We start from the raw sequence: 21,568 nt of genomic DNA, 5'->3' as shown, positions 1-21,568 counted from the left end.
CGCCGCAGTCTAGGGAGGGGCGGTGACCGACGGGGCCCCGGCCGGCCCCTCGGCGCGGTGCGGCAGGATGGCCGGCATGGCGGGACGGGCGGTGCTGGTGACGGGGGCCTCGCGGGGCATCGGGCGGGCGGTCGCGCGGGCGTTCGCGGCCGGCGGGGACCGGGTGGCGATCCACCACCGGGACTCCGCCGAGCTGGCCGAGGCGCTGCGCGTGGAGCTGCCCGGCGACGGGCACGTGGTGGTCCGCGCCGACCTGGCCGACCCGGACGCGGTCCGGGTCATGGTGGACGAGGCGGCCCGACTGCTCGGGGGCCTCGACGTGCTGGTCAACAACGCCGGTGTCTTCGGCCCGGCGGACCCGCCGCACCCGGTCTTCGGCAGCAGCTACGAGCAGTGGCGGGCGCGGTGGCGGGAGGTGCTCGACACCAACCTGGTCGGCGCCGCGAACGCGGCCTGGTGCGCCGCCCAGCACATGCGGGAGCGGGGCGGCCGGATCGTGAACGTCTCGTCCCGGGGCGCGTTCCGCGGTGAGCCGGCGAACCCGGCGTACGGCGCGAGCAAGGCGGGGATGAACGCGATGGCGCAGTCGCTGGCGGTGGCGCTGGCCCCGTACGGCATCGGGGTGGCCTGCGTGGCTCCCGGCTTCGTCGAGACGGACATGACCAACGAGCACCTCAAGAGCGAGCGCGGCGACGCGGTCCGGGCCCAGTCCCCGTTCCACCGGGTGGCCCGCCCGGAGGAGATCGCCGCCGCCGTGCACTGGCTGGCCTCCCCGGAGGCGGAGTGGGCCGCCGGCACCATCATCGACCTCAACGGCGCCTCCTACCTCCGCACCTGACCCACCCCTTCCCGCGATCTTGCACTTGCGGCCCTCGTCCTGGGCGTTTCACCGCCTTTGCCGGGGCACGAACCGCAAGATCGGCGGGGTGGGGTGGGTGGGGGGTCACCAGCGGGTCAGGCGGGTGGAGAGGACGGAGAGGGCGGCTACGCCGGCCGTGGAGGTGCGGAGCACCGAGGGGCCCAGGCGGACGGGGTGGGCGCCGGCGTCGGTGAACGCGGTCAGCTCGGCGTCGGCGATGCCGCCCTCGGGGCCCACCACCAGCACGATCTCGCCGATCGACGGCAGCTCGGCGGTGGTCAGCCGCTCCTCGGCCTCCTCGTGCAGCACGAAGGCGGCCGCCGCGCCGGCGATCCGTCGGGTGACCGTGCCGGTGGACTCGTCAGGTGCTCCCGCCACCACCGGCAGCCACGGTCGGCGGGCCTGCTTGGCGGCCTCGCGGGCGGTGGCCGCCCACTTCTCCCGGGCCCGTACGCCCCGGTCGCCGCGCCACTGCACGACCGAGCGGGACGCCGCCCACGGCACGATCTCGTCCACGCCCACCTCGGTCATCGCCTGCACGGCCAGCTCGCCCCGGTCGCCCTTGGCGATGCCCTGCACCACCACCAGCCGGGGCACCGGAGCGTCCGCGTACCCCCGGCTGGTGAGCCGCAGGTCGAGCGTGCCGCGGCCGACGGCGGTGACCACCGCGGCGGCGGTGCCGCCCCGGCCGTCGGCGAGCACCAGTTCCTCGCCGACGCGCAGCCGCTGCACGGTGGCCGCGTGGTGGCCCTCCGGGCCGTCCAGCGTCAGCGTGTCACCGGTGGGCAGCGCGTCGACCAGGAACAGCGGCGCGGACACCTCAGGCGTGCCCGTTGAAGGCGTCGCGCATCCGGGAGAAGAAGCCGCCCTGCTTGGTCAGCTCGGCGACCTCCTCGCCGCGCGTCTTGGCGAAGTCGCGCAGCATCCGCTCCTGGTCGGCGTCGAGCTTGGTCGGGGTACGCACGTCCAGGTGCACGTAGAGGTCACCCCGGCCGGTGCCGCGCAGGTGCGGTACGCCCCGGGCGCGCAGCCGCAGCGTGCTGCCGGGCTGGGTGCCGGGCTTAACGTCGACCGTCTCCTCGCTGTCCAGCGTCTTGATGGTCAGCCGGGTGCCGAGCGCGGCGGCGGTCATCGGCACCGTCACCCGGCAGTGCAGGTCGTCGCCCTTGCGGGAGTAGACGTCGTGCGGCCGCTCGTGGATCTCGACGTAGAGGTCGCCGGCGGTGCCGCCGCCCGGGCCGACCTCGCCCTGCTGGGCCAGGCGGATCCGCATGCCGTCCTCGACCCCGGCCGGGATCTTGACGGTCAGCGAACGGCGGGTACGCACCCGGCCGTCGCCGGCGCAGGTCGGGCAGGGGTGCGGGATGGTGGTGCCGTAGCCCTGGCAGACGGTGCAGGGCCGGGCCGAGACCACCTGGCCGAGGAAGGTCCGCTGCACCGACTGCACCTCGCCGCGGCCGCCGCACGCCTCGCAGGTGGCCAGGTGGGTGCCGGCGGCGGTGCCGGCGCCGGAGCAGGTGGTGCAGAGCACCGCGGTGTCGACGGTGATCGGCGCCTCGACGCCGAACGCGGTCTCGTTGAGGTCCAGTTCCAGGCGCAGGATCGCGTCCGCGCCGGGGCGGGTACGCGGACGCGGGCCCCGGCTGCCGCCCGCGGCGCCGCCGAAGAACGCGTCCATGATGTCCTGGAAGCCGACGAACGGACCGGCGCCGCCCGGGCCGCCGGGACCGCCCGCGCCACCGCCGCCCGGGGCGAGCGGGTCGCCGCCCAGGTCGACGATCTGCCGCTTCCGGTCGTCCGAGAGGACCTCGTACGCGGCGTTGATGTCCTTGAACTTCTCCTGGGCCTCCGGGTCCGGATTGACGTCCGGGTGGAACTGCCGCGCCAGCTTGCGGTAGGCGCGCTTGATCTCGTCGTCGGAGGCGTCCCGGCTCACGCCGAGAATGCCGTAGTAGTCCCTGGCCACTGCGTTAGGTGTCCTCATGTTCGTCTCGCGTCGCTCCGGTCGTCGGCCGGAACCGGCCGTCGGCCCTGACTGGTCAGTTCTGGGCCAGCAGTTCGCCCACGTAGCGTGCCACGGCCCTCACCATGGCGATATTGCCGGGGTAGTCCATCCGGGTCGGCCCGAGCACGCCGAGGCCGCCGACGATCGTGCTGCCCGGTCCGTAGCCGGTGCTGACCACCGAGGCGGCCCGCAGGTTGTCGTATTCGTTCTCGTCGCCGATGAGCACCCGGGTGGTGCTCGGCTCGGTCTCGCCGATCAGCTTGAGCAGCACGACCTCTTCTTCGAGCGCCTCCAGGATGGGCCGCAGCGAACCCTGGAAGTCGAGCAGGCCACCCCGGGTGAGGTTGGCCTGGCCGGCCAGCGCGAGGCGCTCCTCGTGCCGTTCCACGAGCGTCTCCAGCAGCACGGTGGAGAGCGTGGTCATGGCCGGGCGCAGATGCGGCGCCGACTCGTCGACGAGCGCCTGCACCAGCGGCGGCGTCTCGGCGAGCTGGCTGCCGACGAGCTTCTCGTTCACCAGCCGGCGCAGGTCGGTCACGTCGTCGGCGGGCACCGGGGCGGGCAGCTCCACCAGCCGCTGCTCGACCCGGCCGGTGTCGGCGATCATGACGACCATCAGCCGGGTGGTGGAGATCGGCACCAGCTCCAGGTGGCGCACCTTGGAGCGGGCCAGGCTCGGGTACTGCACCACGGCGACCTGCCGGGTGAGCTGGGCGAGCAGCCGGACCGTGCGGTGCACCACGTCGTCGAGGTCGACGGCGCCGACCAGGAAGCGCTCGATCGCCCGCCGCTCGGCCGGACTGAGCGGCTTGACCCGGGACAGCCGGTCGACGAAGAGGCGGTAGCCACGGTCGGTGGGCACCCGGCCGGCGCTGGTGTGCGGCTGCCGGATGTAGCCCTCCTCCTCCAGCACCGCCATGTCGTTGCGCACGGTCGCCGGCGAGACGCCGAGCTGGTGCCGCTCGACCAGGGCCTTGCTGCCCACCGGCTCCTGCGTGGCGACGTAGTCCTCGACGATCGCGCGCAGCACGGCGAGCTTCCGGTCGTCGAGACCCATGTCCCCCACCTCCTGACGCGGCTGGCACTCGACTGTAGCGAGTGCCAGTCTACGTCGGCACCCCCGCCGACGCGATGATCAGCGACGGACCTCCGGTGCGCCCCACCGCCCTCCGTCGACGCGCCGGGGCCGAACAGCCCTGGTGCCACTTGCCGGCGGGACCTACCGTGACGTGCATGACTGAACCTCCTCGCCCTCCCGGAGCGGGGGACCCCGGCCCCCAGCCCGACCCGACCGCGCCGTCGGCGCCCTACGGCTCCTCGCCCGCCGGTGAGCCGCCCACCGCACCACTGTCCGGGGCACCGGCGGCGGGCGGCTATCCCCCGCCGGGTGACTATCCGCCCCCGGGCGGCCAACCCCCGTCGGGCGGCGGCTACCCGCCGCCGGGTGGCTATCCCCCGCCGGGCGGCGGCGCGCCGGGCTACGGCGCCGGCTACCCCGGTGGCGGCGGCTACGGCCCGCCGGCCGGTTACGCCAACAACGACGACAAGACCTGGGCCCTGGTCGCGCACTTCGGCGGCGCCGCCGGGATGCTGATCGGTGGCGGCGTGCTGGGCTGGATCGCGCCGCTGGTGGCGCTGCTGGCCCGGGGCAACCAGTCGCCCACCGTCCGGGCGCACGCGATCGCCGCGCTCAACTTCCAGCTCATCTGGTCGGTCATCGCGCTGGTCGGCTGGATCCTCACCTGCATCCTGATCGGCCTGGTGATCGGCTTCGGCGCCATGATCGTCGGCATCGTCTTCGGCATCCTGGCCGGGGTGAAGGCCAACGAGGGTCAGCTCTACCGCTACCCGATGTCGGCCAGCCTGATCAAGTGATCCGCTCCGGCCGGTCCCGGGCGACGGGGCCGGCCGGCGCCGGTCAGGGCAGCAGGTCGCGGACCACCGCGTCGGCCAGCAGCCGGCCGCGCAGGGTCAGCACCACCAGGCCCCGCGCGTACGCCCCGGCGTCCAGCAGCCCCGCGTCCCGGGCCCGTTCGGCGCCGGCCCGGCCGGCCTCGTCGAGCACGCCCAGCGGCAGCCCGGAGGCGAGCCGCACCCGCAGCATCACGTCCTCCATGTGCTGCTCGTCGGGCGTCAGCCGTTCCCGGGCCAGCGCCGGTGACGCGCCCTCGGCCAGCCGCGCCGCGTACGCGGTCGGGTGCTTGACGTTCCACCAGCGCACCCCGCCGACGTGGCTGTGCGCGCCCGGGCCCAGGCCCCACCAGTCGGCGCCGGTCCAGTAGAGCAGGTTGTGCCGGCACGCCGCCGCCGCCGAGCGGGCCCAGTTGGACACCTCGTACCAGGAGAAGCCGGCCGCGCCGAGCGCCTCCTCCGCGGCCAGGTAGCGGTCGGCCGCCACGTCGTCGGAGGGGTACGGCAGCTCGCCCCGGCGCATCCGCGCGGCCAGCCGGGTGCCGTCCTCCACGATCAGGGCGTACGCGCTGACGTGGTCCACCCCCGCCTCGACCACCTGCGCCAGCGAGGCGGCGAAGTCCTCGGCCGTCTCCCCCGGCGTGCCGTAGATCAGGTCCAGGTTGACGTGGTCGAATCCGGCGTCGCGCGCCTCCCGGGCGGCGGCGGTGGCCCGACCGGCGCTGTGCCGGCGGTCGAGCACCGCGAGCACCCCCGGCGCGGCGGACTGCATGCCCAGCGAGATGCGGGTGTAGCCGGCGGCCCGCAGCGTCTTGAGCGACTCCGGGGTGACCGACTCGGGGTTGGCCTCGGTGGTCACCTCGGCGCCGGCGGCCAACCCCCAGGTGCGGTCGATGCCGTCGAGGATCCGGGCCAGGTCGTCGGCGGGCAGCAGGGTGGGCGTGCCGCCGCCGACGAAGACGGTGTCGACCCGCGGCGGCGGCGTGTCGCCGAGCACCCGGGCGGCGAGCGCCAGCTCGGCCAGCACGCTGTCGGCGTACGTCTCCCGGCTCGCCCCGCCGCCCAGCTCCGACGCGGTGTACGTGTTGAAGTCGCAGTAGCCGCACCGGCTGGCGCAGAACGGGACGTGCACGTACACGCCGAAACCGCGGGCGCCGACGGCGCGGCGGGCGGCGGCGGGCAGCGAGCCGTCGCGCGGGACGGGTTCGCCTTCTGGAAGGACGCCGGGCATGGCCACTAGTGTGCCCGGCATGACCTCTCCGGACGCTCTCGTGCGGGTCGCCACGGCCCGTGGGGTGACCACCCTCACCCTGGACAGCCCGCACAACCGCAACGCGCTCTCCACGGCGCTGATGACCGAGCTGCTGGCCGGGCTGGCCGCCGCGGTCGCCGACGACACGGTCCGGGCGATCGTGCTGGACCACACCGGTCCGGTCTTCTGCTCCGGCGCCGACCTGAAGGAGACCGCCGCCGCGTACGCGAGCGGGACCGTGCCCGCCGGGATGCTCGGCGACGTGCTGGTCGCCGTGCGGGAGTGCCCGAAGCCGGTGCTGGCCCGGGTCGCCGGGCCGGCCCGGGCCGGCGGGCTGGGCCTGATCGCGGCCGCCGACCTGGCGGTCTGCGCCGAGGAGGCGACGTTCGCGTTCACCGAGGTGCGGATCGGGGTGATCCCGGCGGTGATCTCGGCGACCGTGCTGCCACGGCTGAGCCCCCGGGCGGCGGCCGAGTTGTACCTGACCGGGGACACCTTCGACGGCCGGCGGGCCGCCGAGATCGGCCTGGTCACCGCCGCGGTGCCGGCGGACGGGCTGGACGCCGCCGTGGAGCGGTACTGCGCCTCGCTGGTCAGGGGGGCGCCTCGTGCCCTGGCCGGGGCGAAGGAGCTGCTGCGCCGCCCGGCCGCCACCGACCTGCGGGCCGAGATCGCCGAGTTGGCGGCGCTCTCCACCGGGTACTTCCTCTCCGACGAAGGGCGCGAGGGGGTCCTGGCGTTCCGGGAGAAGCGTCCCGCGTCGTGGGTGCCGGCCGGAGACTGAGGGGCGGGAGCGCCGCTCACCGGCGGCCACATCGGCGCGGTACGTGGCGGCCCGGTGACGCCGGGGTGAGACAGCCGGTCGGCCGAGCCGGGAGGTGAGGTGGCCGACGTACGCTGGTCGGACTGTCGGGACAGGGGGTGCGGGTGCGGACGCGAGCGGCGATCGTGGCAGCTGGTGTGGCGGTGTGTGTGCTGGCCCTGCTCGCGATCTGGTTCGTCACCAAGCAGTTCGGTCACCACCTGCGTCTGCCGGTGGCCAGCCGGACCTGCACGGTGCAGGCCGACGGCGAGGTGGTGCTCGGCGCCGACCAGATGGCGAACGCGGCCACCATCGCGGCCATCGGCGTGCAGCGCCGGATGCCCGAGCGGGCGGTGGTGGTGGCGCTGGCCACCGCCTACCAGGAGTCGCACCTGCGCAACATCGCGCACGGCGACCGGGACTCCCTGGGCCTGTTCCAGCAGCGCCCGAGCCAGGGTTGGGGCACGCCGGAGGAGATCCAGGACCCGCGCTACGCGGCGAACAAGTTCTACGCCGCGTTGAAGAAGGTCAGGGGCTGGGAGCGGATGCGGGTCACCGAGGCCGCCCAGCGGGTGCAGCGGTCGGCCTACCCCGAGGCGTACCAGAAGTGGGCGGACGAGTCGCAGGTCCTGACCCGTGCCCTGCTGGGTGAGGCGACCGGCGCGGTGGCCTGCACCGTCGGTTCGACGCCGACCATGCGCGGCCCGGCCGCCGCCAGTGCGCTGCTGGAGGGGCTCACGCTCGACTGGGGGTTGCCCCGGCTGACCGCGGGGACCGACCTCACCGGGCTGACGGTGCCGGCCGGCGACGACCGCGACGGCTGGCGCTACGCGCACTGGCTGGTGTCGCACGCCGACGACCACGGCGTGAAGCGGGTCCGCTTCGCGAACCTGGAGTGGACGGCCGAGCAGGGCACCTGGGACCGGGTGAAGGGTGACCCGGCCACGCAGGTGCTGGCCGAGGTCTTCGCCGCGACGTGATCCGGCCGGCGCCGGTCAGCCGGCGAGCCGGCGGCGGACCTTCTCCCGCAGCGGCCCGGGCAGTTCCGGCGCGTCGAGCAGGCGGGGCAGGAGCTCCGGCTCCAGCGTGGTCGCGCGGAACACCTCGCCGACGGTCACCCCGTGCGCCGGCCGGTCGACCACCTCGACCGGGTCGCCGGCGCCGATCTCACCCTCGCGCAGCACCCGCAGGTAGGCGCCGGGCGCGCCCCGCAGGGTGAACCGCTTGATCAGGTCCGGTACGCCCCAGAAGCCGGCGAACGTCCGGCACGGCGTGCGCGGCTTGGTCACCTGGAGCAACGCGGAGCCGACCGCCCAGCACTCGCCGACGACCGCGCCGGTCACGTCCACGGCCCAGGTGCTGAGGTTCTCCCCGAAGACGCCCGGGCGGGGCTGCCGCCCCAGCTCCGCGGCCCACCAGGCGGCGTCCTCCTCGGCGTACGCGTAGACCGCCTGGTCGGGGCCGCCGTGGTGGGCCGGCTCGCCGATGAAGTCGCCGGCCAGCCCGGCGGCCGTGACCGGCACCCGGCCCTCGGCCGGACGCTTGTCGATGCCGCTGCGACCGCTCGCGTCGCCCGCCCACTCCGCCTCGGTGACCGTGCCGAGGTTCACCGCCACCAGCCTGCCCGTCATGGCGATCAGCCTAGGCTCAGCCCTTGACCGCGCCGGCGACCAGGCCGGAGACCATCCGACGCTGGACCAGCAGGAAGAACACGATCACCGGCAGGGTGAACAGCGTGGACGCGGCCATGACCGAGCCCCAGGCCGTGTCGTCCCGACCGAAGAAGAACGTCATCGCCACCGGCAGGGTGTACTTCTCCTGGTCGTTGATGAAGGTCAGCGCGAAGATCAGCTCGTTCCACGCGGTGATGAAGGAGAAGATGCTGGTCGCCACCAGGCCGGGTGCGACCAGCGGGAAGAGCACCTTGCGGAACGTCTGGGCCCGGCTGGCCCCGTCGATCGCGGCGGCCTCCTCCAGTTCCTTGGGCACCGCGGCGACGAAGCCGCGCAGCATCCAGACCGCGAACGGCAGCGAGAAGCCGAGGTAGGTGAGGATCAGGCTGGGCAGCGTGTTGTAGAGGCCGAGCCGCTGGATCATCAGGAACAGCGGGATGACCAGCGCCTCCAGCGGGATCATCTGCACCACCAGGAGCAGGATCAGGAAGCTGGTGCGCAGCTTGAACCGGAACCGGGCCACCGCGGTCGCGGCGAGCAGCGCGACCAGCCCGCTCAGCAGCACGGTGGCCACCGCGACCAGCACGCTGTTCAGGAAGAAGTCGACGAACGTCACGCCGGGGATGAGGTTGCCGGTGAGGATCTCCCGGTAGTGCTCCAGCGTCGGCTCCGCCGGCACCGGGCGCGGCGTGGACGAGAAGATCTCCCGGTTGGGCTTCAGCGAGGTCGCCACCATCCAGTAGACCGGGAACGCGGCGAAGAGCGCGACCAGCAGGCCGGCACCGTTGAGGGCGATCTTCTTCACGACTCGTCCTCCTGCTTGAGCACCATGCGGACGTACAGGGCGGTCACCACGAGCAGGATCACGGTGAGGATGACGGCGATGGCCGAGCCGAGGCCGTACTTGGGCGGTGGCGAGAACGCCTCCGCGTACGAGTAGATCGACAGCATGAACGTCGAGCGGTCCTGCGTGCCGCCGGCCAGCACGAACTGCTGGGTGAAGACCTTGAAGTCCCAGATCGTGGAGAGCACCACGAGGATGCCGAAGACCGGCCGCAGCATCGGGAACGTGACCGACCAGAAGACCTTCCACGGTCCGGCGCCGTCGACCCGGGCCGCCTCCTGCAGCTCGGTCGGCACGCTCTTGAGCCCGGCCAGCACGCTCACCGCGATGAACGGGAACGAGTGCCAGACCACCACCAGGGTCAGGATGCCGAAGAACATCAGCGGGTCGTTGAACCAGCCGTAGCCGGTCCAGTCGCTGCGCCCGAACAGCGTCGTGGAGAGCCCGTCCGGGAGCTTGTTGAACAGCCAGGTGACCAGCCCGCTCGTGTCGTCGAAGATCCACTTCCAGACGATCGTGCCGGTGAGCGCCGGGGTGGCCCAGGCGAGCATCACGCAGCTCGCCACGAACGTGGCCATCTTCTTGCCCAGCCGGTTGAGCAGCAGCCCGACCAGGGTGCCCAGCACCATGGTGAGGGCCACGTTGGCGACCGCGAACAGCACGGTGTTGCGCAACACCGTACGGAAGAACGGGTCGCTGAGGATCTGCGCGTAGTTGGCCAGGCCGACCCACGGCCACTCGCGGTCCCCCCGGAGCTGCCGGACGCTGTCCAACTTGTAGAAGGACATCATCACGACCTGGCCGAGCGGCCAGAGCAGGAGCACGGCGATGATCGCCAGGCAGGGCAGGAGCAGCAGGTACGGGAGGCGGTCCACCTTTCGGCGGGGCCGCCGCGCGGGGGCCTTCCCCCGCACGGCGGCCTCGTCGGTGGCCTCGGTCAGCGTGGTCACTTGGCGTTGAGGATGCTTTCCATCTCGGTGGCCGCGTCGGCGGTTGCCTTCTCGACCGTCTTCTGGCCCTTGATGACCGAGCTGTTCATCGCCTGGGTCACCGTCTTGGTCCGGCTGACCTCGACCCACTTGGGGGTGAGCGGGGTCAGCTTGGTGTTCTGGATGGCGGTGGCGAACGCGGCCATCACCTTGTCGTCGGCGTAGTTGCCGCCGCTGACCAGGTCCTTGTAGACCGGGAAGAAGCCGAGGCTGCTGGCGAACTCCTGGTCCTTCTGCTTGCTCAGCAGCACGGTCATGTAGTCCCAGGCCAGCGCCTGCCGCTCGCTGTCCTTCCAGACCGCGATGTCGGACCCGCCGGCGAACGCCGGGGCGGCCTTGCCGTCCGGGCCGGGGATCGGGAACGTGCCCCACACCTTCTCGATGTCGGGGTTGTCCTTCTTCATCGCGCCGCCCTGCCAGCTACCGGCGAAGGCCATGGCGGCCTTGCCGGTGGCGAACTGGGTCCGGGCGTCGACCTCGTTCCAGCCGGCGGCGGCGGGCGGGGCGACCTTGTGCACGGTCACCAGGTCGGTCCAGAACTTGACCGCCTTCTGCGCCTCGGGGGTGTTGTAGCCGGACTTCCAGGTGTCGCCCTCCTTGGTGGCGATCTCGCCGCCGGCCCCCCACAGGAAGGAGTAGAACGGCAGCTCGGAGTTGCCCGGCAGGGCGATGCCGTAGGTGCCGGGCTTCTTGGCCTGGACGGCCTTGGCGGCGGCGACCATCTCGTCCCAGTTCGTCGGCGGCTTCACGCCGGCCTCGGCGAACCAGTCGGTGCGGTAGTAGACGGCGCGCACGCCGGCGTACCACGGGACGCCGTACTGCTTGCCGTCGAGCTGGGCGTTCTTCACCAGGTCGGGCAGGATGTCCTTGCCCTCGGACCAGCCGTTGAACTTGTCCGTGACGTCGGCGAGCGCCTCCTGCGCCGCCCAGCCCTGGGTCTCGGTGTTGCCCAGCTCGGTGACGTCGGGGCCCTCCCCACCGGCGAGCGCGGCCTGGAACTTCTTCGGCGCCTCGAGCCAGGGGATGTACTGCACCACCACGTCGGTCTCGGGGTGCTTCTTCTTGAACTCCGCCTCGACCGTGTCGAGGAACGCGGTCTGGGCGTCGCCGCCCTCACCCATCATCCAAACCGTCAGTTTGCTGTTGTCGGCGGCCTTGTCGTCGTCGCCGGAGCCACCGCAACCGGTCAGCACCAGCGCGGCCGACGCCACGATGGCGGTGACCGGAGCCAGCCGCTTCCACCTGTTCACGCCATATCTCCCTCAGGGCCGTTTGGCACTAACCTTCTCCGCCGCACCTTAGTAGGAAAATTTCCTTTACAACAGGGGGTGTTCGCGGCGGGCGGCCGAGGCGACCGTATCGCAGCCGGACGCCCGGCCGGCAGGGGTGCCGTCCGGGCAGCTCAGAGGGGGCGTACGCGGACGGGCGCCCGGCCGGTGGCCGGGCGCCCGTCGAGCGCTGTGGTGCGGGGGTCAGTAACGCGAGACGCTGCGCCGACGACCGACGCCGGCCACCAGGGCGACGGCGATGGCGGCGAAGAGCACCTGCAGCATCAGCTCGCGCCAGTCGATGCCGGCGGTCTCGGCGAAGCCGGAGGCCCGGGCGACGATCGTGCCCAGCAGCGCGGCGCCGACGCCGATCAGCATGTGCAGCCACATCGGCATGTTCTGCCGGCCCGGCACGACCAGCCGGCCCAGCGCGCCGACGATCAGACCAACGACCAGCGCGGTGATGATGCCCCAAACGGTGAGATCCATGGTCGCCCTCCTCCTTCGGATCAAGTCACACGATGTCGTGTGTTCACTGTCGTGATCGATAGGTTCCCGACCCGCCAAAAATCCAAACCGACTTCGGTGACGAATTGTTCGGACGGGCAGTGAGCTGGGGTTTCTCCCCAAAAACCCCAGCCCGACGGCCCCCGACGAGAGCGCGAGGGAACCGACCGGGTTCAATGCGGAAACGCCGACGGACGCCCGGCCGATGAGGCCGGGCGCCCGTCGAGGCGCAGGGGTGCGCGATCAGTGGTGGGTGACGCCCCGCCGACGACCGACGCCCGCCACCAGCGCGACCGCGATGGCGGCGAAGAGCACCTGCAGCAGCAGCTCGCGCCAGTCGATGCCGGCGGTCTCGGCGAAGCCGGAGGCCCGGGCGACGATCGTGCCCAGCAGCGCGGCGCCGACGCCGATCAGCATGTGCAGCCACATCGGCATGTTCTGACGACCCGGCACGACCAGCCGGCCCAGCGCGCCGACGATCAGGCCGACGATCAGCGCGGTGATGATGCCCCAGACGGTGAACTCCACGGTCGGTCCTCCTATAAGCGGTTTCGCACGTTCTGTGCGGTTCCTGTCGTGACCGCTAAGTTCCCGACCCGCCGAAAACCGAAACCGGCCTCCGCGCCGTCCGAGCCCCTCCAGCCGCCGCGGCGGCCCGAAACCGCAGGTGGGAGCGCCGTCCGCAGCTGAAAATTTCCTGAGTACGCGCACCGGCCGGCGCCCTCGGACGAGGACACCGGCCGGCGGTACGGCTCTGCGGCTACTTCTTGCCGGCGGGCTTGGCGTCGCCGGAGTCGGAGGAGAGCGCGGCGATGAACGCCTCCTGGGGGACCTCCACCCGGCCCACCATCTTCATCCGCTTCTTGCCCTCCTTCTGCTTCTCCAGCAGCTTGCGCTTACGGCTGATGTCACCGCCGTAGCACTTGGCGAGCACGTCCTTGCGGATCGCGCGGATCGTCTCCCGGGCGATCACCCGACTGCCGATGGCCGCCTGGATCGGCACCTCGAACTGCTGGCGCGGGATCAGCGAACGCAGCTTCGCCGCGATCGTGGTGCCGTAGTTGTACGCCTTGTCCTTGTGCACGATCGCGCTGAACGCGTCCACCGGCTCGCCGTGCAGCAGGATGTCGACCTTGACCAGGTCGGAAGCCTGCTCGCCGGAGGTCTCGTAGTCGAGCGAGGCGTAGCCCTTGGTGCGGCTCTTGAGCTGGTCGAAGAAGTCGTAGATGATCTCGGCCAGCGGCAGGGTGTAGCGCAGCTCCACCCGGTCGGCGGAAAGGTAGTCCATGCCGAGCAGGTTGCCCCGCCGGCCCTGGCACAGCTCCATCACGGCGCCGACGTAGTCGTTGGGCGTCAGCACGGTGGCCCGCACCGTCGGCTCGTACACCTCGGCGATCTTCCCGGTCGGGTACTCGCTCGGGTTGGTCACCACGATCTCCTGGCCGTCCTCGGTGAGGGCCCGGTAGACCACGTTCGGCGCGGTGGAGATCAGATCCAGGTTGAACTCCCGCTCCAGCCGCTCCCGGATGATCTCCAGGTGGAGCAGGCCGAGGAAGCCGCAGCGGAAACCGAAGCCGAGCGCCCCGGACGTCTCCGGCTCGTAGACCAACGCGGCGTCGTTGAGCTTGAGCTTGTCCAACGCCTCACGCAGGTTCGGGTAGTCGGAGCCGTCGATCGGATAGAGACCCGAGTAGACCATCGGCTTCGGGTCCTTGTAGCCGCCGAGCGCCTCCTGGGCCGGGTTGCCGTTGATGGTGACCGTGTCACCGACCCGGGACTGGCGGACGTCCTTCACGCCGGTGATCAGATAGCCCACCTCACCGACGCCGAGCGCGTCGGCCTTCACCATCTCCGGCGAGATGACGCCGATCTCCAGCAGCTCGTGCACGGCGCCGGTGGACATCATCTTGATCCGGTCCCGCGCCGAGATCCGGCCGTCGACCACCCGGACGTAGGTGACCACGCCGCGGTAGACGTCGTACACCGAGTCGAAGATCATCGCGCGGGCCGGGGCCTCGGCCGCGCCGACCGGCGGCACGAACTGCCGGACGATCTCGTCGAGCAGGTAGGGCACGCCCTCACCGGTCTTGCCGGAGACCCGGATGCAGTCCGCCGGGTCACCGCCGATCAGGTGGGCCAGCTCCTCGGCGTACTTCTCCGGCTGGGCGGCCGGCAGGTCGATCTTGTTGAGCACGGGGATGATGCGCAGGTCGTTCTCGAGCGCCAGGTAGAGGTTGGCCAGCGTCTGCGCCTCGATGCCCTGCGCGGCGTCGACCAGCAGGATCGCGCCCTCGCAGGCGGCCAGCGAGCGGGACACCTCGTAGGTGAAGTCGACGTGGCCGGGGGTGTCGATCATGTTGAGCACGGCGGTCTCGCCGGCCCGGTCGCCCTCCCGGATCGTCCACGGCATCCGGACGGCCTGACTCTTGATGGTGATGCCGCGCTCGCGCTCGATGTCCATCCGGTCCAGGTACTGCGCGCGCATCTGCCGGGGATCGACCACGCCGGTGAGCTGCAGCATCCGGTCGGCCAGGGTCGACTTCCCGTGGTCGATGTGGGCGATGATGCAGAAGTTCCGGATGCGCGCCGGGTCGGTGGCACCAGGAGCGTTCGCGCCGGGATCGAGCGTCGGTGGCACAGCGGTCCGTTCTGGTCGGCTGACGTGAGCGGGCCGGCGCGTCGCCGGCCCCCTCTATGCTCCCACGTCGCCCGGCGCTCGCCCGGGCTCCCCCGTCACTCCTGGGGCGGCTCGACGAAGAGCGCGGCGAGCCTCGGCAACCGACGCCGGGCCTCCTCCTCGTCGTCGAAGTCCCAGAAGTCGTTCAGGTCGGGCTCCGGCACCGGGTCGCGGTCGGTCGGCAACTCGCTCGCCGTGGCCTTCCGGTAGGCCTCCCACGGCACCGCCAGCATCGGCTCGCACTCGAACTCCTCGCCGCTGAGCGCGGCCGCCCGCACCCGGGGCAGCTCGGCCAGCGAGTCCGGCTCGGCGACCGCGCGGGCGAAGACCGCCCGGCCCTGGGTCATCAGCCAGCCCCGGAAGTATTCGAAGCCGTCGTCCGACGCGCCGCCGTTGATCAGGTAGGCCGCGCCCCACAGGTCGACCCGGTAGGAGGCGGCCAGCACCCGCCGCTGGTGGTGGGCGTACCCGACGATCTCCTCCGGGTCGCGCTCGGCCAGCAGCGCGACCGCCCGGGCGGCGACCGCGTCGGGCTCTCCCCCGGCCCCGCTCCGGGCGTCGTCGATCAACTGCCAGAACTCGTCGGTCCTCATGGTCAGGCAGTCTGGCAGAGCCCACCGACGGCGCGGCCCACACCGGGCGCCGTCGGTGCGGCAGCATGGTGCGGTGCGTGCGATCTCGCTACCCCCCGTCGCGTACGGGGCCACGGCCGAGCGGCCCGGCTGGGTCGACCTGCCGCCGGGGCTGCGTGACGCGCTGGCCGCCCGGCTCGGCGGCCCACCGGCGGCGGTCCGGGTGGCCGGCGGCGGCTTCACCCGCGGCTTCGCCGCCGTGCTGACCGGCCCGGGCGGCGACCCGGTGTTCGTCAAGGCGGCGGCGCTGGACGGGCAGCGGCACCTGGTCGACTGGCACGCCCACGAGGCCGCCGTCCTGGCCCGGCTCCCCGCCGGCCTGCCGGTGCCCCGGCCGCGCTGGGCGCTGACCGCGGCCGGCTGGTACGCCCTGGCCCTCGACGCGATCGACGGGCGCGTCCCCCGGCTGCCCTGGGACCCGGCCGAGTTGGACGCCGCCCTCACCACGTACGCCGAGGTGGCCGCCGCGCTCGCCGACCCGCCCGGTGACCTCGCCGCGCTCGGGCTGCCCCGCCTCGCCGACCTGGCCCGGGAGGACATCCTCTGGTGGGGCGAGGTGGCCGCCGGCCGCGAACCACTCCCCGCCCCGGCGGCCGGGGCCCCGCTGGCGGAGCTGGTCGCGCTGGAGTCCCGCCTCCCCGGCTACGCCGACGCCGCCCCCGGGCTGGCCCACGGCGACCTGCGGGTGGACAACCTCCTGCTCGACCCCGCCGGTCGCGCCTGGCTGTGCGACTGGACCTGGCTCTGCCACGGGCCCGCCTGGTTCGACCTGGCCGGCCTGCTGCTCACCGCGTACGCCAGCGGCCTCGACGCGGACGCCGCCTTCGCCCGCCACCCGGCCGTGGCGGGCGCGCCCGAGGACGCGCTGGACGTGACGCTCGCCGCGCTGGCCGGCTACCACCTGACCGGCGCCGCCGCCGGGCCGTCGACGATGTCTGCGCACCTGCGCGCCCACCGGCGCTGGAGCGGCGAGCAGGCGCTCACCTGGCTGGCCGAGCGGCAAGGCTGGTCCTGGGCGCGCCCCGCTGGATCCACCCCAGCTCATTGATCCACACCAGCTCGGGGAAGTGGCGGTGTCGCACGGGCCCGGACCACACCACCTCCCCGAGGTGGTGCCGATCTGCGTGATCCCGGGTTGCGACGGCATGCTGGTGGCGGGGTCGCCCGGAGGCGTTTTGGCTCGTCCGGGACCGACCTGGTAGCCTGGCTATTCGCGCGGCGATGACGCATGCTCGTCGTGCGCGAATGCAGACCAACCCGAGCTATCAAGACGAGGCTGTCGCGTGGCGAACATCAAGTCCCAGATCAAGCGCAACCGGCAGAACGAGAAGCGCCGGCTGCGTAACAAGTCGGTCAAGTCGTCGCTGAAGACCGCCATCCGGAAGTTCAACGAGGCTGCCGAGGCCGGCGACACCGAGAAGGCCAGCGTTCTCATGCGCGAGGCCACCCGGAAGCTGGACAAGGCCGCCAGCAAGGGCGTCATCCACGCCAACCAGGCGGCCAACCGGAAGTCGGCGATCGCCAAGCGCGTCGCGTCGTTCTCGGCCTGACCAACGCCGTAGACCCGACCGGAAGCCCCGGGGCAACGCCCCGGGGCTTCCGGCTGTCGGCGTTCCCCGGAGTCCTCCGCCCGGGACGGACCGGGCGGGACCGTCGACGCGGCGCGCTGCCGTTAGAGTTGGCGGCCTGAGCCCGGCGCTGTGGTCGACGGTTGTCAGGAGAGTGCGTGGTCGTACGGGTTGCTGGTTCGCCTCCGGGCGACTCCTCGTCGCCGCTGGAGTTGCGCCACGACGGACGGCTCGTCTCCGCCCCCAGCGCGGAGGATGCCCTCGGCCTCATCATCGACGGCTATCCGGATCTCGCGCCGGGGCCCGAGCGGATGCGGGCCCGTCTCTCGCTGGCGCTGCACGCCCGGGAAGTGGTCCAGGCACTGCTCAATGCCGGTGAGGTGTTCGAGCGGAGCACCGATGAGCAGCGGCAGGTCCTCCTCGGGGATCAGGGCGCGGCCGGCCCCGAGGTCTGGAACGGTGTCGTGCCTCTGGTGCTGGTGACCTCGTTCTACCGGCCGCTCGGGGATCGGGACCAGCCCCGGGTAGCCGGGCCCGGTCAGATCTGGTGGATCGATCCGGAGACCCCCGTGTCCCTGCTGGAGACCCTGCACCAGGTGCGTTGGCTCGACGTGCTGCGCATGGCGACACCGGATCAGGGCAGCCGCTACCGCAACCTCGGCCCGAACGGCGCCGCGGGCTACTGGTGGCGGCCCTGCCGGGCAGGTGTCGACACGTGACCGTCGAGCACGCGCTGGCAGTCCCGACGGACGAGCAGATTCGGGCGCTGCACGAACGGATCGCACCCCACGAGGAAGCCTTCACGCTCGTCTACACCCACTGCCGGATCGTGTGCGCCGTGGTCGAGCAGCTGCTCGACAGGTGCCCTCCGGATCTGAACGTCGAGCTGGTCCGCGCGGGCAGCCTCCTGCACGACATCGGTGTCTACCGCCTGTACGGGGCGACCGGGGAACTCGATCACGCGAACTACGTCCGCCACGGGGTGCTCGGGCATGCGCTCCTGCGCGACCTCGGGTTCTCCGAGCGGGTGAGCAGGTTCTGTTCCCACCACACCGGGGTCGGGCTCACTCGCGAGGACGTGCTGCGGCAGTGCCTGCCACTGCCGGTGGCCGACTACACGGCCGACACGCCGGAAGAAGAGCTGGTGCTGTACGCGGACAAGTTCCACAGCAAGACGACACCGCCCACGTTCGTGACCGCGGCGTCCTACGCCGCCGGGGTGCGGCGGTTCGGTGCGGACAAGGTGGCCCGGTTCGCGGCGCTGGTGGAGAGGTTCGGCGAGCCCGATCTCCGCCTCCTGTCCGACCGCTATCGGCACCCGATCATCTGAGCACCCGGCGCCGCCCGCCCGCCGTCAGCCGGGGGTGTCACCTGCCCCTGCCGGCGTCACGGTCCCGACCCCGGTGAGGTGGCCCCGCCGCGGACGGGCGGGAGGATGAGGAGAGGTCCGGGTCGGTCCGGGCCACGGGAGGGCGTGGGGGAAGGGCCAGGGACGCCGCTCTGGCCGCGTCGACCGCCCGCTGCGTCTCGCTCCGGTGCTGGAGGGTGATGATGCTGGAGATCGGACGGCCGGTGTCCGGCACCCAGACGAACTCGTCCTCGTCGGCCTTCGGCCACCGGAGGTAGTGCCGGTTGCCGAAGCTGGTCAGTTCGCCGTCGAGGGCGACCCACATCTTGGCCGTCTGCCCACCGTCGATGAAGCAGCCCCAGCGGAATCCCGGATCGGCGGCGACGGAGTCCCGCGCCTCCTGCGGAGTGACACCCTGGAACACCCGCGATCCTGGCCGGCCGTCGAACAGCCGCAGGTGGGTGCGGCCCGCCCGGTCCTCGAAGACCACCATGCGCGCCCTCCTGCTGGGCGCGAACGGCGGCGCGACATCGAGTGACCGGTCCGTGTTGATGGGGTGTGCGGCGAAGTCGGTGACGTCCAGCGACGGCCCGACCGTGACCGCGGAGTCGGGCCACGCGTCCGCGTGCAGCTCACCGACGCTGCGGATCTCCAGAAGGTTGTCACCGCGCAGGTCGACGTGCCGCGCCGGGCACCTCAGCACGAGGTCGTGGGCGAAGATGTCGAGCCCGCCGTCCACGGCGACGCCCGTGGACCGGAACTCGCGGCCGCCGGTCAGCGTGAAACCGACATCGACCCGGTCGGCCCGCGGCGGCAGCGCGGGCGTCACGCGTGAGGCCTCGTCCAGGACGCGCACGCTGCCCTTCTCCGGATCGTTCCGGCGGTCGATCACCATGTTGCCGTTACCGAAGACGTAGCACTCGGCCTGCCGGTCGGTCAGGCTGCCCGTCCAGGTCAGCTGGGTACCGTTGAGGGCGACGTGGCCGGCTGCGGTGAGATCGCACAGCGACAGTGCCCCGGCCCGAGACACCAACGCCTCACGGTCGACCACCGGCATGCTGAGCACCCGGCCCTGCTCGATGGCGAGGTTCAGGCTCGTCTGCGCGGGCAGGCCGGAGGCCTCGTCGAGCAGGGTGAAGAACGCGGCGCTGGACGTGGCCGGAGCGTGCTGCGCCGCATCGACGGCCGCGGTGGGGCGAGGGGTGAAACGGAGCGCCGCGGTGCTGCTGCTCGACGCCCAGCTCAGGTCGTAGACGTTGGTGAACTGGCCGCCGGTCAAGGCCAACGATCGGGTGCGCAACACGAGAGAGTTGCCCAGGTCGGTCACCCGAGGTGTCACCGGCCGGTCGATCTCGGCTTCCATGAAGCGGGCCGCTTCCTGCAACGAGCGAAACCGACGCTCGTCAGCCATGGCCCCCGGCCAGCCCCGAACGGTCGCTCGCCGCCACCTGCACCGTGTCGCCTCCCCTGCCCCGCACGCCGGCCGTTCCGCTGCCCGCGTGGAGATCCATGGTGGCAGGTCACGTCCGCGCCGTGGGGGTCCTCGTCGGCCCGGGCGCACGGGCCACCGGCACCGACGTCAGCGGAGCTCGCCGGCATGCGGGCGAGCTGTCCCCGCACCCGACGTTCGGCCCTGCGGTGCCGCGCGTGCCGTCGTCAACGGAAGGAGTCCGGCCAGGTCACGCCCGGCTCGGTCCCACGTCTCCGCTCACCGGCCCGGTCGAACGGCAGCGTGGATCGTCCCGGCTGGTGGTAGGGAACGGCCGGGCGCGGCGCCCCCGGTTCGGCCAGGCCCGGGCCGCCGGGCAGCGCCCGGGCCGTGGTCGGCACCGGGGCCCGCCCGACGACCGGCTCCATCTGCCGGCGGAACCGGTCCCGCTCCTGTTCGGGGACCTGGGCGGCGGTGCGGACGACCATCTCGGCCACGACGTCGTTGAGTTTGACCATCACCGCCACCGCGGTCGGCAGGACCAGCACCGCCCACCAGCTCACCAGCTCGGCGAGGGCGAGCAGCACGGCCAGCGCCGCCGCCCCCTCGAAGAAGAGGAAGCAGAGCACCCCGCCCGGGTTGACGAAGCGCAGGCCCAGCACCCGGGCGTAGAGCGGCCGGAACCGCTCCTCGTCCGTCGGCACGGTCGACCACGCTCGGGTCACCGGGCGCCGCCCCGCCGGGCCGCGGCCACCGAGAAGACGGCCCGTTCCAGCGCGTAGGCCCGGTCGTCGGCGCCGCCCTTGACCGCCGCGTTGCACTCGGCGGCCACGCGCATCGCCTCGACCAGGCCCTCCGGCGTCCAGCCCCGACCCTGGCGCTGGGCCCGCTCGATCTTCCACGCCGGCATGCCGAGGCTGCTGGCGAGCTGGTAGGCGCTGCCCCGGCCGGCCGAGGCGACCCGGGCCACGGTCCGTACGCCGTCGGCGAGCGCGTCGGCGATCGGCACCGCGTCCACCCCGACGTGCAGCGCCCACCGCAGCGCCTCCAGTGCGCCGGGAACGTCGCCGACCATCGTCGCGTCGGCCACGGTGAAGCCGGTCACCTCGACCCGACCCCGGTAGTAGCGGGAGACCGTGTCGGCCCCGATCCGCCCGTCGGTGTCGGCGACGAGCTGCGAGCAGGCGGCCGCCAGCTCGCGCAGATCGGCGCCGACCGCCGCGATCAGGGCCTCGGCGGCGTCCTCGGTGCACGTGCCACCGTTGCGGCGGATCTCCTCCCGCACGAAGGCCACCCGGTCGCGGTGCCCCTTGAGCTTGGCCGCCGGCACCACGGTGGCGCCCGCGGACCGCAGCCCGTCGGCGAACGCCCGGCCCTTGGCCCCGCCGAGGTGCAGCACCACCAGCTGCACGTCCGGGTCGGGATTCTTCGCGTACGCCAGCAGCGCGGCCGACAGGTCCTTGCGGGCGTCCTGGCCGGAGCGGAGCACCAACACGCGCCGGCCGCCGAACAGCGACGGGCTCAACATCTCGTCGATCTCGCCGACCGTCAGGGAGCCGGCCTGGTATTCCCGGACGTCCACGTCGGCGTCCACCTCACGGGCCCGCGCCACGGCTTCGGTGACCGCGCGCGTGGCGAGCAGCTCCTCGTCGCCGAGGACGAGCAGAATAGGAGGCAGGCTGGCGGGGGTCACGTCGCCCATACTCGCACGCCCTCCGACCCGATCGTGCCTGCTCATCGGGGACTGTGACGGCACAGCCCGCACTCAACGCAAATCCAGACATTTGCCTTGATCCTCGCCTAT

Annotated in this window: 23 protein-coding genes; 8 read left to right on the top strand and 15 right to left on the bottom strand. The window is 72.6% G+C overall.

Features of this window, described 5'->3' with window-relative positions:
• Positions 1-76: 76 nt before the first annotated feature.
• Positions 77-838 (top strand): SDR family NAD(P)-dependent oxidoreductase, encoded by a 762-nt coding sequence (locus tag GA0070622_RS09475; protein ID WP_091572048.1) that lies wholly within the window; start codon positions 77-79, stop codon positions 836-838.
• 105 nt (positions 839-943) lie between these two features.
• Here the strand turns inward: GA0070622_RS09475 and GA0070622_RS09470 are convergent, their stop codons facing one another.
• The 3 genes from GA0070622_RS09470 to hrcA form a co-directional block, all read right to left on the bottom strand.
• Positions 944-1,678 (bottom strand): 16S rRNA (uracil(1498)-N(3))-methyltransferase, encoded by a 735-nt coding sequence (locus GA0070622_RS09470; protein ID WP_091572043.1) that lies wholly within the window; start codon positions 1,676-1,678, stop codon positions 944-946.
• 1 nt (position 1,679) lies between these two features.
• Positions 1,680-2,825: a molecular chaperone DnaJ gene (gene dnaJ, locus GA0070622_RS09465; RefSeq protein WP_176710436.1), complete on the bottom strand. Its 1,146-nt coding sequence runs from the start codon at positions 2,823-2,825 to the stop codon at positions 1,680-1,682.
• Positions 2,826-2,898: 73 nt separating this feature from the next.
• The gene (gene hrcA, locus GA0070622_RS09460) at positions 2,899-3,921 is read right to left on the bottom strand and encodes a heat-inducible transcriptional repressor HrcA (protein WP_091572036.1); all 1,023 of its coding nucleotides are present in this window, start codon (positions 3,919-3,921) and stop codon (positions 2,899-2,901) included.
• 176 nt (positions 3,922-4,097) lie between these two features.
• Here hrcA and GA0070622_RS09455 point away from each other — a divergent pair, with 176 nt between their 5' ends.
• Positions 4,098-4,739 (top strand): DUF4870 domain-containing protein, encoded by a 642-nt coding sequence (locus tag GA0070622_RS09455; RefSeq protein WP_091572031.1) that lies wholly within the window; start codon positions 4,098-4,100, stop codon positions 4,737-4,739.
• Positions 4,740-4,782: 43 nt separating this feature from the next.
• Here the strand turns inward: GA0070622_RS09455 and hemW are convergent, their stop codons facing one another.
• A complete protein-coding gene (gene hemW / locus GA0070622_RS09450; protein WP_176710537.1) occupies positions 4,783-6,006 on the bottom strand; it encodes a radical SAM family heme chaperone HemW in 1,224 nt (407 codons plus the stop codon).
• 19 nt (positions 6,007-6,025) lie between these two features.
• Here hemW and GA0070622_RS09445 point away from each other — a divergent pair, with 19 nt between their 5' ends.
• Together GA0070622_RS09445 and GA0070622_RS09440 are read left to right on the top strand one after the other, a co-directional pair.
• A complete protein-coding gene (locus tag GA0070622_RS09445) occupies positions 6,026-6,811 on the top strand; it encodes an enoyl-CoA hydratase family protein (RefSeq protein WP_091577083.1) in 786 nt (261 codons plus the stop codon).
• A 137-nt stretch (positions 6,812-6,948) separates the two neighbouring features.
• Positions 6,949-7,809, top strand: coding sequence for a hypothetical protein (locus tag GA0070622_RS09440; RefSeq protein WP_176710435.1), 861 nt, complete (start codon positions 6,949-6,951; stop codon positions 7,807-7,809).
• 15 nt (positions 7,810-7,824) lie between these two features.
• Here GA0070622_RS09440 and GA0070622_RS09435 read toward each other — a convergent pair whose 3' ends face one another.
• The 8 genes from GA0070622_RS09435 to GA0070622_RS09400 all read right to left on the bottom strand — a co-directional run bounded on the left by GA0070622_RS09435 (position 7,825) and on the right by GA0070622_RS09400 (position 15,380).
• The gene (locus tag GA0070622_RS09435; RefSeq protein WP_091572024.1) at positions 7,825-8,460 is read right to left on the bottom strand and encodes an MOSC domain-containing protein; all 636 of its coding nucleotides are present in this window, start codon (positions 8,458-8,460) and stop codon (positions 7,825-7,827) included.
• Between the two features lie 16 nt (positions 8,461-8,476).
• Positions 8,477-9,307, bottom strand: a complete 831-nt coding sequence (locus GA0070622_RS09430; RefSeq protein WP_091572020.1) for a carbohydrate ABC transporter permease — start codon at positions 9,305-9,307, stop codon at positions 8,477-8,479.
• On the bottom strand, positions 9,304-10,296 hold the full coding sequence (locus tag GA0070622_RS09425) for a carbohydrate ABC transporter permease (protein WP_091572016.1): 993 nt from the start codon (positions 10,294-10,296) through the stop codon (positions 9,304-9,306). Before GA0070622_RS09425 ends, GA0070622_RS09430 begins: the two co-directional genes overlap by 4 nt.
• Positions 10,293-11,585, bottom strand: coding sequence for a sugar ABC transporter substrate-binding protein (locus GA0070622_RS09420; RefSeq protein ID WP_091572011.1), 1,293 nt, complete (start codon positions 11,583-11,585; stop codon positions 10,293-10,295). Before GA0070622_RS09420 ends, GA0070622_RS09425 begins: the two co-directional genes overlap by 4 nt.
• Before the next feature lie 222 nt (positions 11,586-11,807).
• Entirely contained in the window at positions 11,808-12,092 is a 285-nt protein-coding gene (locus GA0070622_RS09415; RefSeq protein ID WP_091572006.1) for a GlsB/YeaQ/YmgE family stress response membrane protein, read from the bottom strand.
• Positions 12,093-12,353: 261 nt separating this feature from the next.
• Positions 12,354-12,638: a GlsB/YeaQ/YmgE family stress response membrane protein gene (locus GA0070622_RS09410; protein ID WP_091572003.1), complete on the bottom strand. Its 285-nt coding sequence runs from the start codon at positions 12,636-12,638 to the stop codon at positions 12,354-12,356.
• A 232-nt stretch (positions 12,639-12,870) separates the two neighbouring features.
• Positions 12,871-14,748 (bottom strand): translation elongation factor 4, encoded by a 1,878-nt coding sequence (gene lepA, locus GA0070622_RS09405; RefSeq protein ID WP_091571999.1) that lies wholly within the window; start codon positions 14,746-14,748, stop codon positions 12,871-12,873.
• 95 nt (positions 14,749-14,843) lie between these two features.
• Complete coding sequence (locus GA0070622_RS09400; RefSeq protein WP_091571995.1) at positions 14,844-15,380, bottom strand: DUF4240 domain-containing protein; 537 nt, start codon at positions 15,378-15,380, stop codon at positions 14,844-14,846.
• Positions 15,381-15,435: 55 nt separating this feature from the next.
• Between GA0070622_RS09400 and GA0070622_RS09395 the strand changes: the two genes are divergently transcribed.
• The 4 genes from GA0070622_RS09395 to GA0070622_RS09380 all read left to right on the top strand — a co-directional run bounded on the left by GA0070622_RS09395 (position 15,436) and on the right by GA0070622_RS09380 (position 18,317).
• Positions 15,436-16,467, top strand: a complete 1,032-nt coding sequence (locus GA0070622_RS09395) for a phosphotransferase family protein (RefSeq protein ID WP_425412758.1) — start codon at positions 15,436-15,438, stop codon at positions 16,465-16,467.
• Between the two features lie 235 nt (positions 16,468-16,702).
• The gene (gene rpsT / locus GA0070622_RS09390; RefSeq protein WP_091571988.1) at positions 16,703-16,969 is read left to right on the top strand and encodes a 30S ribosomal protein S20; all 267 of its coding nucleotides are present in this window, start codon (positions 16,703-16,705) and stop codon (positions 16,967-16,969) included.
• Positions 16,970-17,145: 176 nt separating this feature from the next.
• Positions 17,146-17,706 (top strand): hypothetical protein, encoded by a 561-nt coding sequence (locus GA0070622_RS09385; RefSeq protein WP_245666157.1) that lies wholly within the window; start codon positions 17,146-17,148, stop codon positions 17,704-17,706.
• Entirely contained in the window at positions 17,703-18,317 is a 615-nt protein-coding gene (locus GA0070622_RS09380) for an HDIG domain-containing metalloprotein (protein WP_218012410.1), read from the top strand. Before GA0070622_RS09385 ends, GA0070622_RS09380 begins: the two co-directional genes overlap by 4 nt.
• A gap of 37 nt (positions 18,318-18,354) precedes the next feature.
• On the opposite strand, the gene GA0070622_RS33010 is transcribed toward GA0070622_RS09380, so the two are convergent.
• From GA0070622_RS33010 to holA, 3 genes are all read right to left on the bottom strand, one after another.
• Positions 18,355-19,698, bottom strand: coding sequence for a hypothetical protein (locus GA0070622_RS33010; protein ID WP_245666156.1), 1,344 nt, complete (start codon positions 19,696-19,698; stop codon positions 18,355-18,357).
• A gap of 293 nt (positions 19,699-19,991) precedes the next feature.
• Entirely contained in the window at positions 19,992-20,489 is a 498-nt protein-coding gene (locus tag GA0070622_RS09370) for a hypothetical protein (RefSeq protein WP_245666155.1), read from the bottom strand.
• Positions 20,486-21,466 (bottom strand): DNA polymerase III subunit delta, encoded by a 981-nt coding sequence (holA, locus tag GA0070622_RS09365; RefSeq protein WP_091571975.1) that lies wholly within the window; start codon positions 21,464-21,466, stop codon positions 20,486-20,488. Before holA ends, GA0070622_RS09370 begins: the two co-directional genes overlap by 4 nt.
• Positions 21,467-21,568: the final 102 nt, after the last annotated feature.

The sequence above is a fragment of the Micromonospora sediminicola genome (assembly GCF_900089585.1).
Classification (GTDB): domain Bacteria; phylum Actinomycetota; class Actinomycetes; order Mycobacteriales; family Micromonosporaceae; genus Micromonospora; species Micromonospora sediminicola.
The sequence above is the reverse complement of the archived record's forward strand: the minus strand, read 5'-3'. Positions and strand labels throughout refer to the sequence as shown.